Source organism: Plantactinospora sp. BC1, from assembly GCF_003030345.1.
Taxonomy (GTDB): domain Bacteria; phylum Actinomycetota; class Actinomycetes; order Mycobacteriales; family Micromonosporaceae; genus Plantactinospora.
On record NZ_CP028158.1, the window covers coordinates 5978336 to 5996105 of the forward strand.

Below are 17770 nucleotides of genomic sequence, written 5' to 3' on the forward strand. Positions count from 1 at the left end.
ATTGCCGTCGACACGACGAAACCCCGGCAACTAATGCCGGGGAATTAACGTACGCGAATCAGGAAACGCGATCTGCCACGTGGAGTGCGCCGATCCGCCGCGCCGCCGCGTAGCTCGCCCAGGCGGTCGCCTCGACCAGCGCGGAGTCCCGAGGCTCGGTCAGCCGGAACTCCCGTACGGTGTCCTCGTCCACCTGGTGGGAGGCGAACGCGGTCAGCAGTGCCAGCCGGCCCGCCGCCCGGTCGGCCTCCGGCAGTTCGGCGACGAGCCGCTCGCACCACTGCCGGCTCAGTCCCGCCTCCTCGCCCCGCCAGCCGCGCAGCCGGTCGTCCACGAGTTGCCGCACCGCCGGTGACAGGGCCCGCTCGCCGGCGCGGTCGAACGCGGCGAAGGAGCGGGCCACCGCCTCGGCGATCTCCGGTTGCCCGGCCGCCCAGGCGGCGTCCGGCGGCAGCGGGGCCTCGGGCAGCAGCCGGAGCGAGCGGCCCGCCGGCTGCACCTCCCGCAGCGAGGCGCTGAGCATCAGGCTGATCCCGTGCTTGACCCGGCGCCGGGCCCGTGGACCCAGCCGTGGCGGGAGGAGGAAGTTCGCCAGGAAGACGTTGACCATCCGGCCGAGGTAGTGGAAGCCCACGACCACCCCCACCAGCTCGGCGCGTTCGGCGGACGAGAACGCCGGCCGGGGCAGCACCGCCTCGTCCGGCTGGTGCGCCGTCCTGCCCCACGCCGCCAGATCCCGGATCCGGGGGTCGGCGATCTCGTCCACCCGGTCCCCCGCGACGGCCTCGGCGTCCTCCTCGGTGGCGAGGTCGTAGATGCCGATGCTGTGCATGTCGACGCAGTACGGGCAGATGTTCGCCACCGAGACGGCCGCGGCGACCGCCTCCTTCCCGAGCCGGTCGACCGCGCCGCCGGCCAGCAGCGGCTCCCGCATCAACATCCAGTACCCGGCCAGGGCCTCCGGCGCGGGCGAGTGCAGCAGTACCGGCGGCACCACCAGGCGCATCTCCTCGGTGACCTGCCGGTAGACCGCCGCGACCAGCCCGTCGGCCCTCCCGGGCGGGACGGTACGGACGTACTTCACCTGCCGCTGGACCACCGACGAGATGACGCGACCGGCAACCATGTCTCCTCCTGCGTCCTCGACGACCTACCGCCGGCCCACCACCGCCGCCGCTATGACCACGGCGCGGTCGGGTACCACGGGATGATCTCGCGGCGGGCCAGCAGCCGGACGTCCCAGTAGAGGAACGTGAAGACGCCGGCCACCAGGAGCGCGACCGCGGTGATCGTCGCGACCCGGCTCGGCCTCGCGGCGAGCCAGCCGCGCAGCCGGGGCCCGCTGACCAGCGCCACCACTGCGAAGAGCAACGCCATCACCAGGATGTTGCCGATCGACTGCAACGTGAACGCCAGCGCGCCGTAGAGCGGGTTGCCGCTCTCCGCCGCGTCCCGGAACATCTGCCGGAACAGTGCGAACGGGCGTCCGATCAGGAATCCGCCGATCAGCGCCCCCAGCACGACCATCGGCGCGTTCGGGAACCTCCGCGAGACGCGCGCGAACGGGTCGGGCACGATGCCGAGGGCGGCCAGCCCGAGACAGGTCATGGCGAGCCCGATGACGCCGAAGACCACCAGCGACTGGACGCTGCGGGCCGAGAGACTGCCCGCGCTGTTCGCGGCCGTCGAGAACTGCGGCATCGCGGTGCCGACCAGCCCGACGACCGCGCCGTACGTCGCGGAGACCGCGATCATCCCCACCGCGAGCCACCCCAGCGGGGCGAACATGTGCCGCAGCCGGCTCCATCGCCCGCCGGTGCCGAGCATCGGCGCCATCGCACCGAACGCGGCGATGTTGCAGGCCGTGAAGGTGCCGGCGAGACCGGAGACGAACGCGAACGCCACCCCGGCGCCGATCCCGGCGATCGGGGTCTCCTTGGCGTCGTGCCCGAGCAGCGTGTCCGCCACGCTGTCGCCGATCGTGCTGTCGACGAACTCCGCCGACCAGACGACGGTGAGCAGGAAGCCACCCAGGACGCTGAGCCCGAGGATCAGCCACCGCCGCCGGGGGAAATGGCCGTTGACCAGCATGGAGGTGGCCCGTGGCGTCGCGGCGGTGCCAGCCGTCGTCTCCGGCGGTCCGATCTCGGTGCTCATCCGGCGTGCCATCGCGCCTCCCCTGCGGTACCCGACTCTCCGTAAAGCATGCGGCGACGGGGCGCGACGGTGTTCTCCCAAGATGCGCTCCGGCCCGCAGAAAGTAAGCACGCTGAGAGAACGGACTCACGCCGGGTGACGACTACGGTCGGCCGGGACCGGTAGTCCACCACGGGAGGGAGACACCCATGGTCAACGGTTCGGCGGTCGCTCCGCCAGCTGGTCCGATCGCCCGGCTGAACCGGAACCACCACAGGACGGCGTTGAACCTCTACCTCTTCATCGTCGTCGCGCACTGGGCCGAACACCTGGTGCAGGCGTACCAGATCTGGGTGCTCGGCATGCCGCGGCCGGAGGCACGCGGCGTGCTCGGCTGGTACTACCCCTGGCTGGTCAGCTCCGAGTGGCTGCACTACGGATACGCCCTCGTCATGCTGGTCGGCCTCTTCCTGCTGCGGCCCGGCTTCGTCGGGCGGGCGCGGACATGGTGGACGGTGGCGCTGGTCATCCAGTTCTGGCACCACATCGAACACCTGCTGCTGCTGGTCCAGGTGCAGGCCGGCGTCAACTTCTTCGGCGCGGCGCAGCCGACCAGCATCGCCCAGCTCGTGCTCGCCCGGGTCGAGCTGCACCTCTTCTACAACTCGGTGGTGTTCATCCCGATGGCGATCGCGATGTACCTGCACCTGCGCCCCAACCGGGCCGAGCTGGCCGAGTACACCTGCAACTGCGTCGCCCGGTCGAGGTCGGGTCAGCCCGTGCCCTCGGCGGTCTGACCGGTCATGCCCTCCCGCGCCACCGCACCGATCGCGCTGGCCCTGCTGGCTGTCGCCGCTGGTGTCCTGTTCGGGACGCCAGCGGCCGCCGGTGTGCCGGGCACCCTCGTGGCGAGCGACCCGCCCGACCAGGCGGTGCTCACCGCCGGGCCACCCGGGGTACGTCTGACCTTCTCCGGCCCGCCGGTCGAGGCGGGCTCGCACGTCTCCGTGCTCGACGGCGACGGCTCCACCCTGACCACCGGACCGCTGGTGGTCCGGCCCGGCCGCGCCGTCTGGCAGCCGATCGCCGTCGACGCGCCGGGTGACGTGGTCGTCGCCTACCACGTCGAACTCAGCAGCGGCGGTGCGGCCTCCGGCATCCTGCGCTTCAGCGTCGGTACCGGAGAGCTGCCCGCACCGCTGCGCGCCGCCATACCCACCGGCGACCACGGGCACGGCGTCGACCCGATCAGCGCGTTCCTGCTCGTGGTCGACGGGCTCGTCGCGCTCGGCGTACTGGCGCTGCTGTGGCTGCGCCGCCCGCTCCCGCCGTGACCGGACGACCCGGGCGGCGCCGGGGCCCGGGCCGGGCCCACTCCGCCGCCCGCCGCCGGTCCTAGCTCGGGGTGCCGCGCAGCTGGGACGCCACCCGCGCCCCGACCCGCTGCCGCCAGATCTCGTAGTCCGGATCGGCACCGGAACCGAAGCCGTCCGCCGCCACGTCGTCGGCGAGCGTCGCCGCCGCCGGCACCGTCAGCCCGGTGAGGAGGCCGGTCGCCAGCTCGGTGTGCGGGGGCACGAAACCGGCGAAGTCCCGGGCCTTGGCCGCGAAGACCGCGCCCTGGGCCAGGTGCGGGAGGGCGTCACCGGCCACCCCGCGCAGCACCGTGAGGCCGTGCGCGTCGCTGCCGCCGGCGAAGGTGGCCGCCAGGCCGACCCCGCTCCACAGGTCGGCCTGGCGCTCGGTGGCGAAGCGTCCCACCGCCGTCGCCACGTCCGGCGCCACCCCGCCGTGGATGAACCAGAGGGCACGGCCGATGCCCTGGTCGACCGCGCGCGGGAAGTAGTCGGCCCGGCCCTGCCACAGGTACGGCGCCGGCCGGCGCTGCTCGGTGACCCAGCGGTCGGTCTCGAAGTAGGCGCGGTCGAAGCCGTACCCGTCCACGGCCAGCCAGCTCATGGTCGGGTAGTACGGCACGCCGCTCAGGTCGGGCAGCACGTTGCGCCACAGGATGCGCGGCAACCGGGCCATCGCGAAGCCGATTCCGATGTACGTGAGGAAGGTGTGCGGCCGACCCGGTCCGCGCAGCAGGTCCCGCGCCCGGTGGCCCCGGCCGCCCGCCATCGCGTCGCGCACCGTGTAGGCCATCGCGGCCCCCTCGTACGCGAACCCCCGCTGTTCGGCCTCCACCAGTTCCAGCCGGCGTTCCACCTCCCACGGCGCCCGCGCCTCGATCGCCCACTCGAAGCCACAGAGGACCGCCTGCGGAATGGCCTCCAGCCGGCGGGTCGCGTCGGTGGCACGGACCGGAAAGCCGCGCGCCGCGAAGGTCACCTCGGTGAACGACGGCGTCAACGCCAAACGGCGCAGCGAACCGAGCATCGGCATGCCGGGCTCCTAATCCGATATAGGGGGACAGCTCATCCCATGGTGGCGCGGCCCCGAGGAAAATCCGTCTCCTGCCGTGCGCTGTCGGGGCCCGGCAAGGGCTTGTGCGGCAGCCCGCGCCAGCGCAACGAAGAAGATGATTTCCAACCCCCGTATCGGGAGGATTGTCGTCTAACGGATCGGATTACGCCGAGCATCCGTGCGCACCTTCTCCGAAACCATTACCGGCCCAGCGGACCGGGCTAATTGGAGCAGGACGCCCACGACAGGCTCCGACACGACAGGAGGGAATGCCGTGCAGCCCGACGAACACGATGCGGGGCCGGCCCGTACAGCCACCATAGAGGCATTCGCCGACACCATCATCCCGGGAGCGAAGCGGTCACCCGACGACCGGGCGGTGGCGGGTGCCGACCCGACCGGAGGCGCGGTGGCGGCGGGCGCCCTCGAACTGCTCGAACAGCCCGGCGGCGGGCTGTCGGAGGCGCTGGACTCGCTGTTCTACACGCTGAACGACCACGCCCTCGAATACGCCGCCGAGCACGGTTTGACACTCGACGACGACGTACCCGCCTTCGTCGCACTCTCCTTCGAACACCGCACCGCACTGGTACGGCAACTCACCGCACCCGTTCATCCGGAAAAACAGATGTGGGTCGCTCTCGCCCTTTTCAGCAACATGGCATTCGACAGCGCCGCGCACATCAGTACGGCGGAGGCATTCGCCGGGCAACATCCGGGGCTGTTGACAATCGGCTATTTCCGGCCGGACGCCGACGGCCTGCACCGTTTTCCGCAGTACTCGTACGGTCGCGCACTGGCCCCGATCCACCCACAAACCACGGTGACAGGTGATCCAGCATGACAACAGCCACGGAGTCGACGGACATCGTCGTGATCGGCAGCGGTTTCGGCGGTGCCATCGCGGCCTACCATTTCGCCGCCGGTGGGGCCCGCGTCGTGGTCCTGGAACGCGGACCATGGTTGCAGGCCGAGGAGTTCGACCACGACTTCAAGCTGGGATCGTCGTACACCCGGGTGTTCGACTTCGTCGTCGGCGACGGGATGAGCGTGCTCAGCGGAAACTGCGTCGGCGGCGGCAGCGTGGTCTACTTCGCCACGATGCCGCGGGCGCCCCGGTTCGTCTTCGAGCGGCACGGCAGCATCGGCCGCCGGATGTGGCCGGCCAGCATCACCAGGGACAAGCTCGATCCCTGGTACGACCGGGTCACCGAGGCGCTGCCGGTCACCCGGCAGTCCTGGGACCGGGTGCCGTACGCGGGCGGCCTCTTCGCGGCGGCCTGCGCGCACGCCGGCCGTACCGCCAACCCGCCGCCGTCGGCGGTGGACCTGGACGAGTGCGTGAACTGCAACTGGATGATGGCCGGCTGCCGGTTCGACGCCAAGCGGTCGCTGCTGCTCAACTACCTGCCGGCCGCCGTCGCGCACGGTGCCGCGATCCGGCCGTTGCACGAGGTGCAGCACCTGACCAGGAACGACGACGGCGGCTACCGGGTGCACTACCGGATCGTCGACGCCGAGGACTACCGGATCCTGCACGACAGCGGCACGATCGACGCCAAGCTCGTCGTCCTCGCCGCGGGTGCCGGCGCGACGCCGGTGATCCTGCAACGCTCGGCGGCCACCCTCGGCCCGATGCCGCACGCGGTCGGGAGGTACTTCTCCGGCAACGGCGAGCGCCTCAACACGGCGGTCTTCGACGAGGACCGGGTACGCGAGGTGCTCGGACTGTCCCGCCCGGGCGGCCAGGCCTACGAGGCGTACCAGATCGGCCGGGGCCCGACGGTGGCGAGCTGGGACCGGTTGGACGGCCGGCTGCCGGAGTACGAGCGCTTCTCGCTCGAGCAGTTGTATTTCCCGCCCGGGCTCGGCACCATCCTGGCCCAGGTGCCCGGTGCCACCGGTCCGTCCTGGTTCGGTGTGCAGAAGAAGGAGATGCTGCGGCGCTGGCAGTCCTGGCTGACCATCTTCACGATGTCCGAGGACGACAACGAGGGCGTCTTCGGGCCGCCACCGGAGACCGGGAACGCGCACCGGCTCTCCATGCAGATGCTCGGCGACGGGCCGCTGCGCTACCGGCCGACGCCGAACACCTGGCGCGGCTGGTCGTTGGCGGACGCCGAGGTCAAGGACATCCTGGAGCGTGACGGCCTGGCCCGGGTGGCGCCGTGGACCAACGACCTGGTCGGCGCCTACACCGTGCATCCGCTGGCGTCCTGCCGGATCGGGGACGACCCGGCGACCTCGGCACTGGACGACCGGCACGAGCTGCGGGGGCATCCCGGCATCTTCGTCACCGACGGCTCGGCGGTGCCGGGTGCGTTGACGGTCAACCCGGCGCTCACCATCGCGGCGCTGGCCGAGCGGGCCATGCCCGGCATGGTCCGGGCCGCCCAGGAGCGGGGTGTCGCCGTGCGGTACGGCGCTCCCGGACCGGGTGCCGGCACGGCCTCCCGGGTCGCCATGGCCCGGACGGCCTGACGGGGGTGCGCCGTGGGATCGCTGTTCGCACGCGTCGCGCGCCGGGCGTCCGCGGCGCACATCCGGCACCTCGCCCGGGTCGCACCGGGTAGCGAGACCGGCCTGGTGGCCGAGGTGTACCAGCAGATGGAGGCCGACTTCGGCATGGTCGCGCCGCCGATCGGGCTGCACGCGCCGGCACCGGCGGCGCTCGCGGCGAGTTGGCTGATGCTGCGGGAGTCGCTGCTGGCCGGCGGGGTGGTCGACCGGTCGGTCAAGGAGGCGGTGGCGGCGGCGGTCTCGGTCGCCAACCGGTGCCCGTACTGCATGGAGGTGCACGGGGCGGCGATGGCGGGACTGTCGTCCGGCGCGGACGCGGACGCGATCGTCGCCGGCCGGTTCGACGCCGTCGCCGATCCCCGGGTACGCGAGTTGGCCCACTGGGCCTGGGCGAGCGGGCGACCGGAGGCCGGTGGTCGACCGGTCCCGTTCCCGGCCGAGCAGGCACCGGAGGTCATCGGGGTGGTGGTGACCTTCCACTACCTCAACCGGATGGTCAGTCTCTTCCTCACCGAGTCGCCGCTGCCGCCGGTACCCGCTCCGGCGCTGGGGATGGTGCGGCGGGGGGCCAGGTTCGTCATGGGAACTCTGGCGCGGCGGCGCCCGACGCCGGGTACCTCGCTCGAACTGCTGCCTGACGCGCCGCTGCCGCCGGACCTGTGCTGGGCCGCCGGTCGACCGCCGGTCGCGGCGGCCTTCGCCCGGGCCGCCGCGGCCGTGGAGCACGGCGCGCACGGTGCCGTGACCGCCGAGGTACGAGGGCTGGTGCTGGGCATGCTGGCCCGGCGGGTCGGCGTGGAGCCGGGGTTCGGCGCGCCGGCCTGGCTGACGGAGGCGGTCGCGACGGTGCCGGCGGGTGACCGACCCGCCGCCCGGCTCGGCCTGCTCACCGCGTTCGCTCCGTACCGGGTGACCGGCGAGCTGGTCGACCAGGTCAGGGGCGATCTCGACGAGGCGGGGCTGATCCACCTGACCTCCTGGGCGAGCCTCGCGGCTGCCCGGGCGATCGGTGCACGGTTGTGGCCGGCCGAGTCGGCGCCGCCGGCCGGGCGTCACATTTGACGTGGACGTTTCCGGGCGGTGACGACAGGGCTACATCGGTGAAGTAGTGCGCACCGCTATCCGATTTTAACTTCGTGATTGCGGAGCAGATAGAGGATGACGAATCTCAGTGTTGCTGGGAGGCCCTGCTTAAGTTAACCTCAACGTGGCGGAACGCATCGACGAGGGCGAGTGGACTGAAGCGCCGGGGGCATGGAGCTTCGAAAACCCTTCTGTTATCTACCAATCAACTCATGCTGCCGGGCAGCCGACGACGGTAGGCCCTGCTTTCTACCTCTCCGCTGGTTCGACCATTGCCGACACTTTTTGGTGACCGAATCAAGCCCGACATTCGAGTCTTCGGGAGGAGCAGGAGTGGACGACCCCATCGAGCAGGCCGTGGGCCGCGCTATTGCCGCAATGCGCGAGAACCTCGGCGAGCAGCTCACGGTAGATGACATCGCCCGTGCCGCGATGTTCAGCAAGTTTCACTTCACCCGGATATTTCAGCGCGCGACCGGTGTCTCTCCCGGTCGCTTCCTCTCGGCACTGCGATTGCAGCGGGCAAAACATCTTCTGGTGTCGACGTCGCTAAATGTAGCAGACATCAGTGTGCGGGTGGGGTACAACAGCGTGGGTACCTTCAGTACCCGCTTCAGCAGAAGCGTCGGAATGTCACCGACCGCCTATCGCAAGCGATCCGGATTCGCACCACACATACCCGTCGACCCGTATCTCGGTGTGGACGGACGCTCGTCCGGACGGGTCTCCGGACGGGTCTGGCCGGCTCAGGCGGAGGAGAACAGCCTCATCTTCGTCGGCCTCTTTCCCGACCGGATTCCGCAGGGCCGGCCGGTGCGGTGCGCGATCCTGTCCGGGTGGGGCCAGTACCGATTCGACAGCGTGCCGGCCGGCACCTGGTATCTGCTGGCGCAGGAGGTGACCGGCGACCCGCGCGCGGCGATCGGCGAGCCGGACGGCGTCGACGGGTCGGTCTCGGTCGCCACGAACGGGCCGCTGACCATCGGTCGGGACACCTTCATCCAGGCCGACCTGCTGCTGAAACCGGCGGGGACGCTGGACCCGCCCGTGCTGCTCGCCCTGCTCGACGCCCGGAACACGGCACTGGCCGGCGTGCCGGAGCCGGAACCCGCCCGGGCCGCGGCGACCCGCCCGACCGGAGACGCCGGCTCGGTGGACATCGCCCTACCTGGCAACAACATAAATATCGACGCAAAGGTACGTATTGACGCAACTGATAATCTTGGCGAGCTAAACCAGGTGCGGTGCGGCACCTCTGGAACCACCAGCAACGCCACCGGGGGGCTAGATGCGCATATCCGATCTCAGCCGGCGGACCGGGGTCTCCGTTGCCACGATCAAATTCTACCTACGCAGGGGTCTGCTTCCCAAAGGCGTACCGACCCAGCGGAACCAGGCCGAGTACAACGAGAGACACCTGCACCGGATCCGTCTCATCAGGGCGTTCACGAACATCGGACAACTCGACCTCTCCACCGTCGGCGAGCTGCTCGCAGCCATCGATGACGAAAAGCTGTCGCTTCCGGACCTGTACGAGGTCGTCAACCGGGCCCGTTTCCCGGAGCAGCCGCCCCTGGACGACGTCAAGGGGATGCGCGGCGCGCGCTCCGACGTGGACGGGTTCGTCCAGGAACTGGGCTGGGAGGTCGACCCCGAGGTGGCCGGCAGGCTGGCGCACGTGGTGGTGACCCTGCGCCACCTCGGCTGCGAGTGCGACATGGACTTCTTCAGCCCGTACGCGGCCGCGGCCGAGCGGCTCGTCGTCCAGGAGCTCGATCTGCTCCCGTCGAACTCCGCCAGCACCGACCGGGCCGCCGCGGTGGTACGGATGGTGCTCCTCGACGCCGCGCTGGCCACGGTACGCCGGATGGCGCAGGAGCACTTCGTGGCCCAGCGATTCGACGCGGCGTCATCCGCGACCGGTGAGACCGGCGCGGTGGGTCAGCGCACCGGGGTGGCGAACTGACCGGGGCGGCGCCCCGGGCCGGCCGGCCCGCGGTACGCCTGGGCGATGTCGAGCCACCGGTCGGCCTCCACGCCCGTCGCCGTGAGGTCGAGATCGTCCCGGTGCCGACGCCTCGTCACCAGCAGGCAGAAGTCGACCGCCGAACCGGTGATCCGGTTCTCCCCGTCGGCCGGGCCGAACGTCCAGAGCGTGCCTGACGGCGCGGTCAGCTCGAAGCGCAACTCGACCTCCGGAGTCGGCAGGTCACGCGCCTGGTAGCCGAAGTCCCAGGTGCGTACCGCGAAGGCGACCAGGTGGCCGACCCGATCGGTGTGCTCACGCCGTACGCCGAGCGCGTCGGCGATGTCCTGGCCGTGCCCGAAGAGCTCCATCAGGCCCGCCGAGGCGAGTACGGCCGCCGGGAGCGGGCGGACCAGCCACGGCACGACCCGGTCCGGCGGTACGGCCGCGAGCGCCTGCTCCGCACGGGCGCGTTCGGCACGCCAGCGGCTGAGCAGGACGTCCGGCGGCTCGGCCAGGAACTCGGCCATCGCGTGCGCCACGTTCGCGTTGAAGTTGGGACTGAGCTGCGAGGTCATCGCGGTGAACCGATCCGGGTCCACCACGGCCAGCGCCGCCATCCGGAAGGTGGCGGACAGGTGGGCGACCTGGTGTGCGATCGTCCAACCCGGCGCCGGTGTGGGCAGCGCCCACTCGGCGGCGTCGAGCCCACTCACCATGCGGTCGACCTCGTCGCCCTCCACGACGAGGTCCTGGACCACTCTTGTCTCGGTCATGCGTCTACCGCCTCTCCTGGACTATCGGGCCGGATCGCGCGGGCAGTTGTGGTAGACCGCCAGCAGCCATGCGTCACCGCGCTTCACCAAGATCCAGGACGCCCGGATGGCCGCCTCGGCGGAGAGTTCCGACTCGCCGGGGGCGAGCACTCCGCCGACCGTCGTCAGCGCGACCGCGCCGGGCGCGAGCGGGACGACCTCGACCGGCTGGCCCGTCACCCGGGTCCCCCGGTAGGCGCCGGCGAATTGCGCCGCCATGAACGAACGGATCTCGTCGCGCCCCTTCCGGTAGACCCCGGGAAGAATGAGCGCGCCGTCCTGGGTGAAAAGCTCGGCGAATCCGTCGGCATCGTGCTTCGCCCAGATTTCCACCATGCGGGCGGGGACTGCGGCAATCGCGGCACGGTCGGCCTCGGCGGCCGTTGTCGCTGGTCCGGTAATCGTCATGCCTCGCCTCACTTCCTGTCGAATCCTCGCGAGCTGCCGAGCCCCTTGGCGGGCGATCTCCTCGCTGGGATCACCCTGGCACGCGGGCCGGGACGACGCATCTCTGGTCTTGCGGCGTCACCGACCGACCCGACGCCGATGCGGGCGTACCGCCGCCACCGAAGGAAATTGACGTCTGACAATTGCGCACACCAGCAGCATCGCGGTGCCGCCCGGCGGGTCCCGACCATGGCGGACCGTCGAAAGGTGCGCCTAGACCCGTGGAATGTCGAACAGCTGCGGAAACCTCGCGGTCAGCCCGAGGTCGCCCTTCGTCTTGAGCTTTCCCTTCATCGCCAGCGTGACCGGGTGGGCGTTTCCGGTCACCATCCGGAGGAAGTCGACCGCGCCGACGGTCAGCGTCAGCTTCGGCTGCCGCTGCGGCTCGGGCGACAGCGCGCAGGCCCCACCGTCGATGACGATCTCGTAGACGTCCACGGCACCGTCCGGTCCGTCGCCGATCCTCCAGTGCACCACCGCCGACGTACCGCCGGCCCGGTCGCCCCGGAAGACGCCCGGCATCCGCCCGACCACCGTGTCCAGTACCGCCCGGCGCCGGCTGCCGCACATCAGCGCCCGCAGCTCGTCGGTCGGGGTCGCCTTGACCAGCAGGGCCAACTCACGAGCGTCCAGCGTTGCCGGATCGAGGTCCTCGATGGGCATCTCATCCTCCCGGTGGCACGACCGCACCGGTCGTCACCAGGCCCGGCCGGGGCGAGCCCGCTGCCGGTGGGCTGGTGCGCCGGTGCCTGTCCATCCTGGTCACCGGCGCGGCCACCGCTCATCTCCTGACTTGCTGTCCGCCGTCGAGACCGGAGGCGTGCCTGGCCGGGGTCGCCGAGCCGGCGTGCCGAACGTGCCGACGTACCGGCCGGTCGCCTGAGCCGTGGTGCGGCCGGCTCTGAGTACCGGTACCCAGAGCCGGCAGGGGCTGGAAGCAGCGGCGCCGGGCCGGATCCGGCGCGCCGATCGGAGCGGCCCCGCAGCAGCGGATCGCTCCCGGCGCGCCGGCCGGCCCGGCACCGGGATCAGTCGGTCAGCAGCCGCAGCCGTCGTTCGCCCACGGGGTGCAGTATCCGCTGCCGTCGTGGCACTGGCGCCGCTGCGCCTGCCCGCGCCCGCCGCAGCCGGTGGGCAGGCAACGGTACTGCGGGATCCACAGGGCCGACGCCTTCACCTCGGGGACGACCAAGCCGACCAGCCGGTCGGTCAGCGCACGAAACTTCGACACGCTTCACCTTCTTTCCTCCGCCGACCGCGGGGCGCGGTCGCGCGGCGCCGACGCTAGACCGCCGCCGTACGTGATCAATACATGGCGCGATGTAGGCGCCATGTATCCGAACGTGCGTACAGTCACCCGGCTGCACTTCGCCCCGGAGCTCGGAGGAGTACCCATGCTGCCGATCCTGACCGCCGCCGTCGTCCTGGTCGGCGCGCTCGGCCTGCTGAACCTGGCCCTGACGCTGGGGCTGGTCCGACGGATGCGCCAGTACGGGCACCTGCTCGAAGGGCTGGAGCCGGCGGAGCTGGGCGCCTCGACCAAACCGGTCGGCTCGGCCGTCGCGCCGTTCACCGCGACCGCGCTCGACGGGACCGTCGTCGATGCCGACTGGTTCACCGAGCCGGTCGTGGTCGGGTTCTTCTCGCCCGGCTGCCCCGCCTGCAAGGACCTGATCCCCGGCTTCGTCGCCGTCGCGGCTACCCGGCGGGCGCTCGCGGTCGTGGAGAAGGGGCCGGAGCCGGCCGACGAGTACACGGAGCCGCTGTCCCGGGTCGCCACCGTACTCGCCGACGAGCAGGCTCGCGGCGCGGTCGCGGCGTTCGGGGTACGCGCCTTCCCGGCCGTCTGCCAGGTCGACGCGACTGGCGTGATCACCGGGACCGGCGTACACCTGGTTCCGTCGCACGCCCCGGTGGCGGCGTGAGGCTGGTACGGACGCTCGGCAGGGCGGTCGGCCTCGCGGCCCGGGCCGCGCCGGGCGCCCTCGCCGTCCTGGTGGCGCTCACGGTGGCCGCCGCCGCCGTGCCGGTCGTGGCGGCCTGGTTCACCAAGGGCATGCTCGACGAATTGGCCAGCCCGCGACCGGCCTGGTCCGCCCTGGCCGGCATCGTCGCCGGGCTCCTGGTCGCCGGCCTGGTCGGCGCGGTGCAGCCGCACCTGTCGGAGTACGTGCAGGAAGACCTCGGACGCCGGGCGAGCCTCGTCGCGCAGGACCGGTTGTACCGCGCGGTCAACCGCTTCCAGGGGCTCGGCCGGTTCGAGGACCCCGACTTCCTCGACCGGCTCCGGATGGCCCAGCAGACCGGCCAGGAGACGCCGGGCCAGATCATCCTGACCGCGCTCGGACTGGTCCGGACCAGCGTCACCATGGTCGGCTTCTTCGGCATGCTGCTGGTGGTCGCCCCGCAGATGGCCTGGATCGTCGTGCTGGGCGCCGTACCCACCTTCGTCGGGGAGGTGCGGCTCGCCCGGCGGCGGGTCCGGACGACCCTCGAAATCACCGCGCTGGAACGGCGGGAGACGTTCTACGCCCGACTCCTCGGTGACGTGGCCGCCGCCAAGGAGATCCGGCTGTTCCACCTCGGCGACCACCTGCGTCGGCGGATGAGGCGCGACCGTACGTCGATCAACCTGCTACACCGGCGGATGGACCGGTGGACGCTGCTCACCCAGGGCGGACTGGCCCTGGCGGCGGCCGGGATCGCGGCCGCCGGGCTGTTCTGGGCGGTACGCTCCGCCGTGGCCGGCACGCTGACCGTGGGGGACGTCTCCGTCTTCGTGGCGGCGGTGGCGTCGGTGCAGACCAGCCTCGGCGCAATGGCGACCGGCCTGGCCGTCGGGCACCAGCATCTGCTGATCTTCGAGCGGTACCTCGACGTCGTCCGCGCCGGTCCCGACCTGCCGCCGGCCGGGTCGCCCCGGCCGCTGCCCGGGTTGCGCCGTGGCATCGTGTTGCGCGACGTCTGGTTCCGCTATTCCGACGACCATCCGTGGATCCTGCGCGGTGTGGACCTGACCATCCCCTGCGGCCAGGCGGTCGCGCTGGTCGGGGTCAACGGCGCCGGCAAGAGCACGCTGGTGAAGCTGCTGTGCCGCTTCTACGACCCGACCCGCGGCGCCATCCTCTGGGACGGCGTCGACCTGCGGGAGGTGCCGGTGGAGTCGCTGCGCGAGCGGCTCAGCGGCATCTTCCAGGATTTCATGCACTACGACCTCACCGTCCGCGACAACATCGCCTTCGGCGACCTGGCGGTGGCCGACGACGAGCCGGCGGTGACCCGGGCCGCCGAGCGCGCCGGGATCCACACCGTCCTCGCCGGGCTGCCGAACGGTTACGACACCATGCTGACCCGGCTCTTCGCCGACGACAGCGCGCAGGCGGGCGTGGTGCTCTCCGGCGGCCAGTGGCAGCGGGTGGCACTCGCCCGCGCGCTCGTCCGGGACGAGCGGGACCTGCTCATCCTGGACGAGCCGAGCGCGGGGCTCGACGCCGAGGCCGAGTACGAGATCCATCACCGGCTGCGCGAGCACCGGGCCGGGCAGACGAGCCTGCTCATCTCGCACCGGCTCGGCGCGGTCCGCGACGCCGACACGATCGTGGTGCTCGACGGTGGCGTGGTGATCGAGCAGGGCGACCACGACACGCTCGTCGCGGCGGACGGACACTACGCCCGGCTCTTCGCGATGCAGGCCGAGGGGTACGCGACCGTGGGGGCGCACCGGTGAGGACGGCGCTGGCGGTCTGCGGCCTGCTGATCGCGACGGGCGGCTGGGTCGGCTGGTTGCGCGCCCGGCTCGTCGTGGTCACGGTCGAGGGCGGCAGCATGGAACCGACGCTGCACGGCCGGGACCGGATCGTGGTCCGCCGCACGCCGGCCCGCCGGCTGCGGGTCGGCCAGATCGTGGTACTGGAGCAGCCGCGACCCGGGCCGCGACCCGGCGGTCCGACCTCCGGCGGCGGTATCCGAGGCCGTCGCTGGATGATCAAGCGCCTCGCCGCGCTCCCCGGCGACCCGCTGCCGCCCGGTGTCACAGTGGACGGTGGCGCCGCCTCGGTGCCGGCCGGCCGGGTGGTCGTGCTCGGCGACAACCGCGACGCCAGCACCGACTCGCGGACGTTCGGGCCGGTACCACTCGACCAGGTGCTCGGCGTCGCGCTGCGCCGATACGCCGGAGGCGGACCCATCATCGCGGAGACCCCTCACCGCCCGGCCGGGTCGGGCCCACCGGCCGCGGCCTGAGGCCCGGCACCGTCCACATCGGCCGGCCCGGTCCACAGGCCACTTCGGCCGCTGTGGATATTGAAGCTCTCCATCTCCCGTGGTACGCATACCTCACATGGGTCGACTGTCGGGGGAGGCGGCCATGCGGTTGACGGTGCGCGTGCTCGGTCCGATCGAGGTGCATCTGCCGAGCGGGATCCACCCGGTGCGGGGGTGCAAGCCGGTCAGCCTCCTCACCACCCTGCTGTCCCAGGCCAACCGGTCGGTCAGCCTGGACCGCCTGGTGGCGGCGCTGTGGGACGCGGAGCCGCCCCGCTCGGCGGTGGCCAACATCCGGACGTACGTGCAGATCCTGCGTGATCTCCTGCGCGGCAGCTCGGTACGGCTGGAGCGGGAGTCCGGAGGCTATCTGCTGCGGGTGACGGAGGCCGACTGCGACCATCTCAGTTTCGCCCAGCTCGTCACGGAGGCGTACGCCGAGACGGCCGGGCCGAGACGGACCATCGAACTGCTGGAGCGGGCCCTCCAGCTCTGGCGCGGCGCCGAAGCCGCGGCCGGGGTGCCCCGACACGGTGCGGTCGGCACCTGGTTGAACGCCCTGGACGAGCAACGGCTACGCGCGGTGGAACGCATCGCGGAGGCCCGGGTGGCGGTCGGCGAGCCGGACCGGGCGGTACGCGACCTGGACGACCTGTTGGCGGTCGCGCCGCTGCGCAGCCGGGCCTGGTGGCTCAAGATTCTCGCCCACCACCGCCTCGGCGAACACGACCTGGCACTGGCCGGCTACCGGTCGGCGGCGAGCGTCTTCCGCGACGAACTCGGCATCGAGCCGGACCCGGAGCTGACCGAGCTGTACCGGTCGCTGCTGAAGTGGGAGCCGGTCGCGATCGGTGGCGAGGCGACCCGACCGGCCGAGGTGACCCCGATCCGGCCGACGTCCGGCCCCGCCGCCAGCCCGCCGGCCGGTGACACCATCCCGACCCACGACGCGGCCCCGGCCGGTGACACCATCCCGACCGACGACGCGGCCCCGACCGGTGACGCCCGCCCCGTCGGCGGCGCCCCGCCGGGCCGGCCGGGCCGGCAGTACCGTCTCGTGGTCGCGACGCCCCGGCCGGAGTGGTACCCGATCGTGCACCGGGTGCCCGAGCCGCCGGCACTCGTCGGCCGGAACGAGGTCCTCGCCGAGCTGCGTGCCGCTCTGCTGACCCCGCATCGCGGCTCAGGGGCACGGGTCGAGGTCGTGCACGGTCCGCCGGGTGTGGGCACCTCGGCGCTCGCCCAGCGCGCCGCGCACGACCTGGCCGACGCGTACCCGGACGGGCAGCTCTATCTCGACCTGCGCGGGTGGCCGAGCGGGGGGCGCGCCGGTACCAGCCCGATCCAGGCGGTGCTGCGCCGGCTCAGCGTCGCCCAGTCGCCCGAGGACGTGCTGGAGGCCGGTGACCTGCTCCGTACCGCCAGCACCGGCCGGCGCCTGCTGCTGCTGGCGGACAACGTCAGCACACCCGCGGAAGTCCGGCCGCTGCTGTCCCTCGCGACCGGCTGTTGTCTGCTGATCACCTGTGGGTACCCGCTGGGTGTCATCCCGGCCGCCCAGCGGCTCGCGCTCCGGCCGCTCGGGGTGGCCGACTCGGCAGAGTTGCTCCGCGGCATGCTCGGGCGGGAGCGCGGCGGCGAGGAACTCGACCATCTCGCGGTGCTGTGTGGCGGGTTGCCGCTGGCGTTGCGCATCGCCGCGGCCCGGCTCATCGACCAGCCGACGCTGCCCGCCGCCGCGCTCATCAACCGGCTCCGGGACGACCGTCGGGCCCTCGGCGAGTTGGAGGTCGACGACCTGAGCCTCCGCTCCCGGCTGGTCGGTGTGCTCCGCACGCTCGGCGCCGAGGCCCGCGGGGCGTTCCCCCGGCTCGCGGAACGCGGGGAGTTCGCGCTGGCCGACGCGGCCCGCCGGCTCGGCGCCTCGGAGGCGACCACCGAGGCGGTGCTCGACGAGCTGGTCCGTACCCACCTGATGGTCTTCACCCAGCACGGCCGGTACCGGATGCCCAGGTTCGCCCGGCTGCTGGCGGAGGAGCTGCGCGCCCGGCCCCGGTACCCGATGCTGGCCGGCCCGTCCTCGGCCTAGCGGTCGGCTGCGGCGTCGATGCCGCCGCTGTCCTGGTGGGCG

At 72.0% G+C, this 17770-nt stretch carries 18 protein-coding genes and 2 pseudogenes; 13 read left to right on the forward strand and 7 right to left on the reverse strand.

Annotation, left to right across the window (positions count from 1 at the left end; translation table 11 throughout):
- Positions 1-58: 58 nt before the first annotated feature.
- Together C6361_RS26140 and C6361_RS26145 are read right to left on the reverse strand one after the other, a co-directional pair.
- The gene (locus C6361_RS26140; RefSeq protein WP_107269313.1) at positions 59-1126 is read right to left on the reverse strand and encodes a carboxymuconolactone decarboxylase family protein; all 1068 of its coding nucleotides are present in this window, start codon (positions 1124-1126) and stop codon (positions 59-61) included.
- A 50-nt stretch (positions 1127-1176) separates the two neighbouring features.
- Positions 1177-2169 carry a hypothetical protein gene (locus C6361_RS26145; RefSeq protein ID WP_199853087.1) on the reverse strand — a complete coding sequence of 331 codons (993 nt, stop codon included), beginning with the start codon at positions 2167-2169 and terminating at the stop codon, positions 1177-1179.
- Positions 2170-2345: 176 nt separating this feature from the next.
- Between C6361_RS26145 and C6361_RS26150 the strand changes: the two genes are divergently transcribed.
- Both C6361_RS26150 and C6361_RS26155 read left to right on the forward strand, forming a co-directional pair.
- Entirely contained in the window at positions 2346-2933 is a 588-nt protein-coding gene (locus tag C6361_RS26150) for a hypothetical protein (RefSeq protein WP_107269315.1), read from the forward strand.
- A gap of 6 nt (positions 2934-2939) precedes the next feature.
- Positions 2940-3470: a copper resistance protein CopC gene (locus C6361_RS26155; protein ID WP_107269316.1), complete on the forward strand. Its 531-nt coding sequence runs from the start codon at positions 2940-2942 to the stop codon at positions 3468-3470.
- Positions 3471-3531: 61 nt separating this feature from the next.
- Here C6361_RS26155 and C6361_RS26160 read toward each other — a convergent pair whose 3' ends face one another.
- Positions 3532-4524: a DUF1702 family protein gene (locus C6361_RS26160; protein ID WP_107269317.1), complete on the reverse strand. Its 993-nt coding sequence runs from the start codon at positions 4522-4524 to the stop codon at positions 3532-3534.
- Between the two features lie 295 nt (positions 4525-4819).
- Between C6361_RS26160 and C6361_RS26165 the strand changes: the two genes are divergently transcribed.
- From C6361_RS26165 to C6361_RS38320, 7 genes and pseudogenes are all read left to right on the forward strand, one after another.
- Entirely contained in the window at positions 4820-5389 is a 570-nt protein-coding gene (locus C6361_RS26165) for a DUF5987 family protein (protein WP_107269318.1), read from the forward strand.
- A complete protein-coding gene (locus C6361_RS26170; RefSeq protein ID WP_107269319.1) occupies positions 5386-7026 on the forward strand; it encodes a GMC family oxidoreductase N-terminal domain-containing protein in 1641 nt (546 codons plus the stop codon). Before C6361_RS26165 ends, C6361_RS26170 begins: the two co-directional genes overlap by 4 nt.
- Before the next feature lie 12 nt (positions 7027-7038).
- Positions 7039-8127 carry a carboxymuconolactone decarboxylase family protein gene (locus C6361_RS26175; protein WP_107269320.1) on the forward strand — a complete coding sequence of 363 codons (1089 nt, stop codon included), beginning with the start codon at positions 7039-7041 and terminating at the stop codon, positions 8125-8127.
- A gap of 145 nt (positions 8128-8272) precedes the next feature.
- Entirely contained in the window at positions 8273-8440 is a 168-nt protein-coding gene (locus C6361_RS37165) for a hypothetical protein (protein WP_159079476.1), read from the forward strand.
- 41 nt (positions 8441-8481) lie between these two features.
- Positions 8482-9258 (forward strand): annotated as a pseudogene (locus tag C6361_RS26180) (helix-turn-helix domain-containing protein); the annotation flags it as partial.
- A gap of 178 nt (positions 9259-9436) precedes the next feature.
- A pseudogene (locus C6361_RS38315) lies at positions 9437-9583 on the forward strand (MerR family transcriptional regulator); the annotation flags it as partial.
- Between the two features lie 156 nt (positions 9584-9739).
- The gene (locus C6361_RS38320) at positions 9740-10114 is read left to right on the forward strand and encodes a hypothetical protein (RefSeq protein ID WP_234359736.1); all 375 of its coding nucleotides are present in this window, start codon (positions 9740-9742) and stop codon (positions 10112-10114) included.
- Here C6361_RS38320 and C6361_RS26190 read toward each other — a convergent pair.
- From C6361_RS26190 to C6361_RS26205, 4 genes are all read right to left on the reverse strand, one after another.
- The gene (locus C6361_RS26190; RefSeq protein ID WP_107269321.1) at positions 10090-10890 is read right to left on the reverse strand and encodes a TIGR03084 family metal-binding protein; all 801 of its coding nucleotides are present in this window, start codon (positions 10888-10890) and stop codon (positions 10090-10092) included. The genes C6361_RS38320 and C6361_RS26190 overlap by 25 nt on opposite strands.
- Before the next feature lie 21 nt (positions 10891-10911).
- The gene (locus C6361_RS26195) at positions 10912-11337 is read right to left on the reverse strand and encodes an SgcJ/EcaC family oxidoreductase (RefSeq protein ID WP_107269322.1); all 426 of its coding nucleotides are present in this window, start codon (positions 11335-11337) and stop codon (positions 10912-10914) included.
- A 252-nt stretch (positions 11338-11589) separates the two neighbouring features.
- The gene (locus C6361_RS26200) at positions 11590-12039 is read right to left on the reverse strand and encodes an SCP2 sterol-binding domain-containing protein (RefSeq protein ID WP_107269323.1); all 450 of its coding nucleotides are present in this window, start codon (positions 12037-12039) and stop codon (positions 11590-11592) included.
- 373 nt (positions 12040-12412) lie between these two features.
- A complete protein-coding gene (locus C6361_RS26205) occupies positions 12413-12607 on the reverse strand; it encodes a hypothetical protein (protein ID WP_107269324.1) in 195 nt (64 codons plus the stop codon).
- Positions 12608-12770: 163 nt separating this feature from the next.
- Between C6361_RS26205 and C6361_RS37690 the strand changes: the two genes are divergently transcribed.
- The 4 genes from C6361_RS37690 to C6361_RS26220 all read left to right on the forward strand — a co-directional run bounded on the left by C6361_RS37690 (position 12771) and on the right by C6361_RS26220 (position 17728).
- Positions 12771-13301, forward strand: a complete 531-nt coding sequence (locus C6361_RS37690) for a hypothetical protein (protein WP_159104567.1) — start codon at positions 12771-12773, stop codon at positions 13299-13301.
- Entirely contained in the window at positions 13298-15103 is a 1806-nt protein-coding gene (locus C6361_RS26210) for an ABC transporter ATP-binding protein (protein ID WP_199853088.1), read from the forward strand. Before C6361_RS37690 ends, C6361_RS26210 begins: the two co-directional genes overlap by 4 nt.
- A complete protein-coding gene (locus C6361_RS26215; protein ID WP_234359011.1) occupies positions 15100-15618 on the forward strand; it encodes a S26 family signal peptidase in 519 nt (172 codons plus the stop codon). Before C6361_RS26210 ends, C6361_RS26215 begins: the two co-directional genes overlap by 4 nt.
- Positions 15619-15742: 124 nt before the next feature.
- Entirely contained in the window at positions 15743-17728 is a 1986-nt protein-coding gene (locus C6361_RS26220) for a BTAD domain-containing putative transcriptional regulator (protein WP_159079477.1), read from the forward strand.
- Positions 17729-17770 lie beyond the last annotated feature (42 nt).

Bases quoted from the DNA above. Each gene is read 5' to 3' on its own strand.
- C6361_RS26140 (WP_107269313.1), bottom strand. From the start codon at position 1,126: ATGGTTGCCGGTCGCGTCATCTCGTCGGTGGTCCAGCGGCAGGTGAAG.
- C6361_RS26195 (WP_107269322.1), bottom strand. From the start codon at position 11,337: ATGACGATTACCGGACCAGCGACAACGGCCGCCGAGGCCGACCGTGCC.
- C6361_RS26160 (WP_107269317.1), bottom strand. From the start codon at position 4,524: ATGCCGATGCTCGGTTCGCTGCGCCGTTTGGCGTTGACGCCGTCGTTC.
- C6361_RS26155 (WP_107269316.1), top strand. From the start codon at position 2,940: ATGCCCTCCCGCGCCACCGCACCGATCGCGCTGGCCCTGCTGGCTGTC.
- C6361_RS37690 (WP_159104567.1), top strand. From the start codon at position 12,771: ATGCTGCCGATCCTGACCGCCGCCGTCGTCCTGGTCGGCGCGCTCGGC.
- C6361_RS26220 (WP_159079477.1), top strand. From the start codon at position 15,743: ATGCGGTTGACGGTGCGCGTGCTCGGTCCGATCGAGGTGCATCTGCCG.
- C6361_RS26190 (WP_107269321.1), bottom strand. From the start codon at position 10,890: ATGACCGAGACAAGAGTGGTCCAGGACCTCGTCGTGGAGGGCGACGAG.
- C6361_RS26145 (WP_199853087.1), bottom strand. From the start codon at position 2,169: ATGGCACGCCGGATGAGCACCGAGATCGGACCGCCGGAGACGACGGCT.
- C6361_RS38320 (WP_234359736.1), top strand. From the start codon at position 9,740: ATGCGCGGCGCGCGCTCCGACGTGGACGGGTTCGTCCAGGAACTGGGC.
- C6361_RS26170 (WP_107269319.1), top strand. From the start codon at position 5,386: ATGACAACAGCCACGGAGTCGACGGACATCGTCGTGATCGGCAGCGGT.
- C6361_RS26150 (WP_107269315.1), top strand. From the start codon at position 2,346: ATGGTCAACGGTTCGGCGGTCGCTCCGCCAGCTGGTCCGATCGCCCGG.
- C6361_RS26200 (WP_107269323.1), bottom strand. From the start codon at position 12,039: ATGCCCATCGAGGACCTCGATCCGGCAACGCTGGACGCTCGTGAGTTG.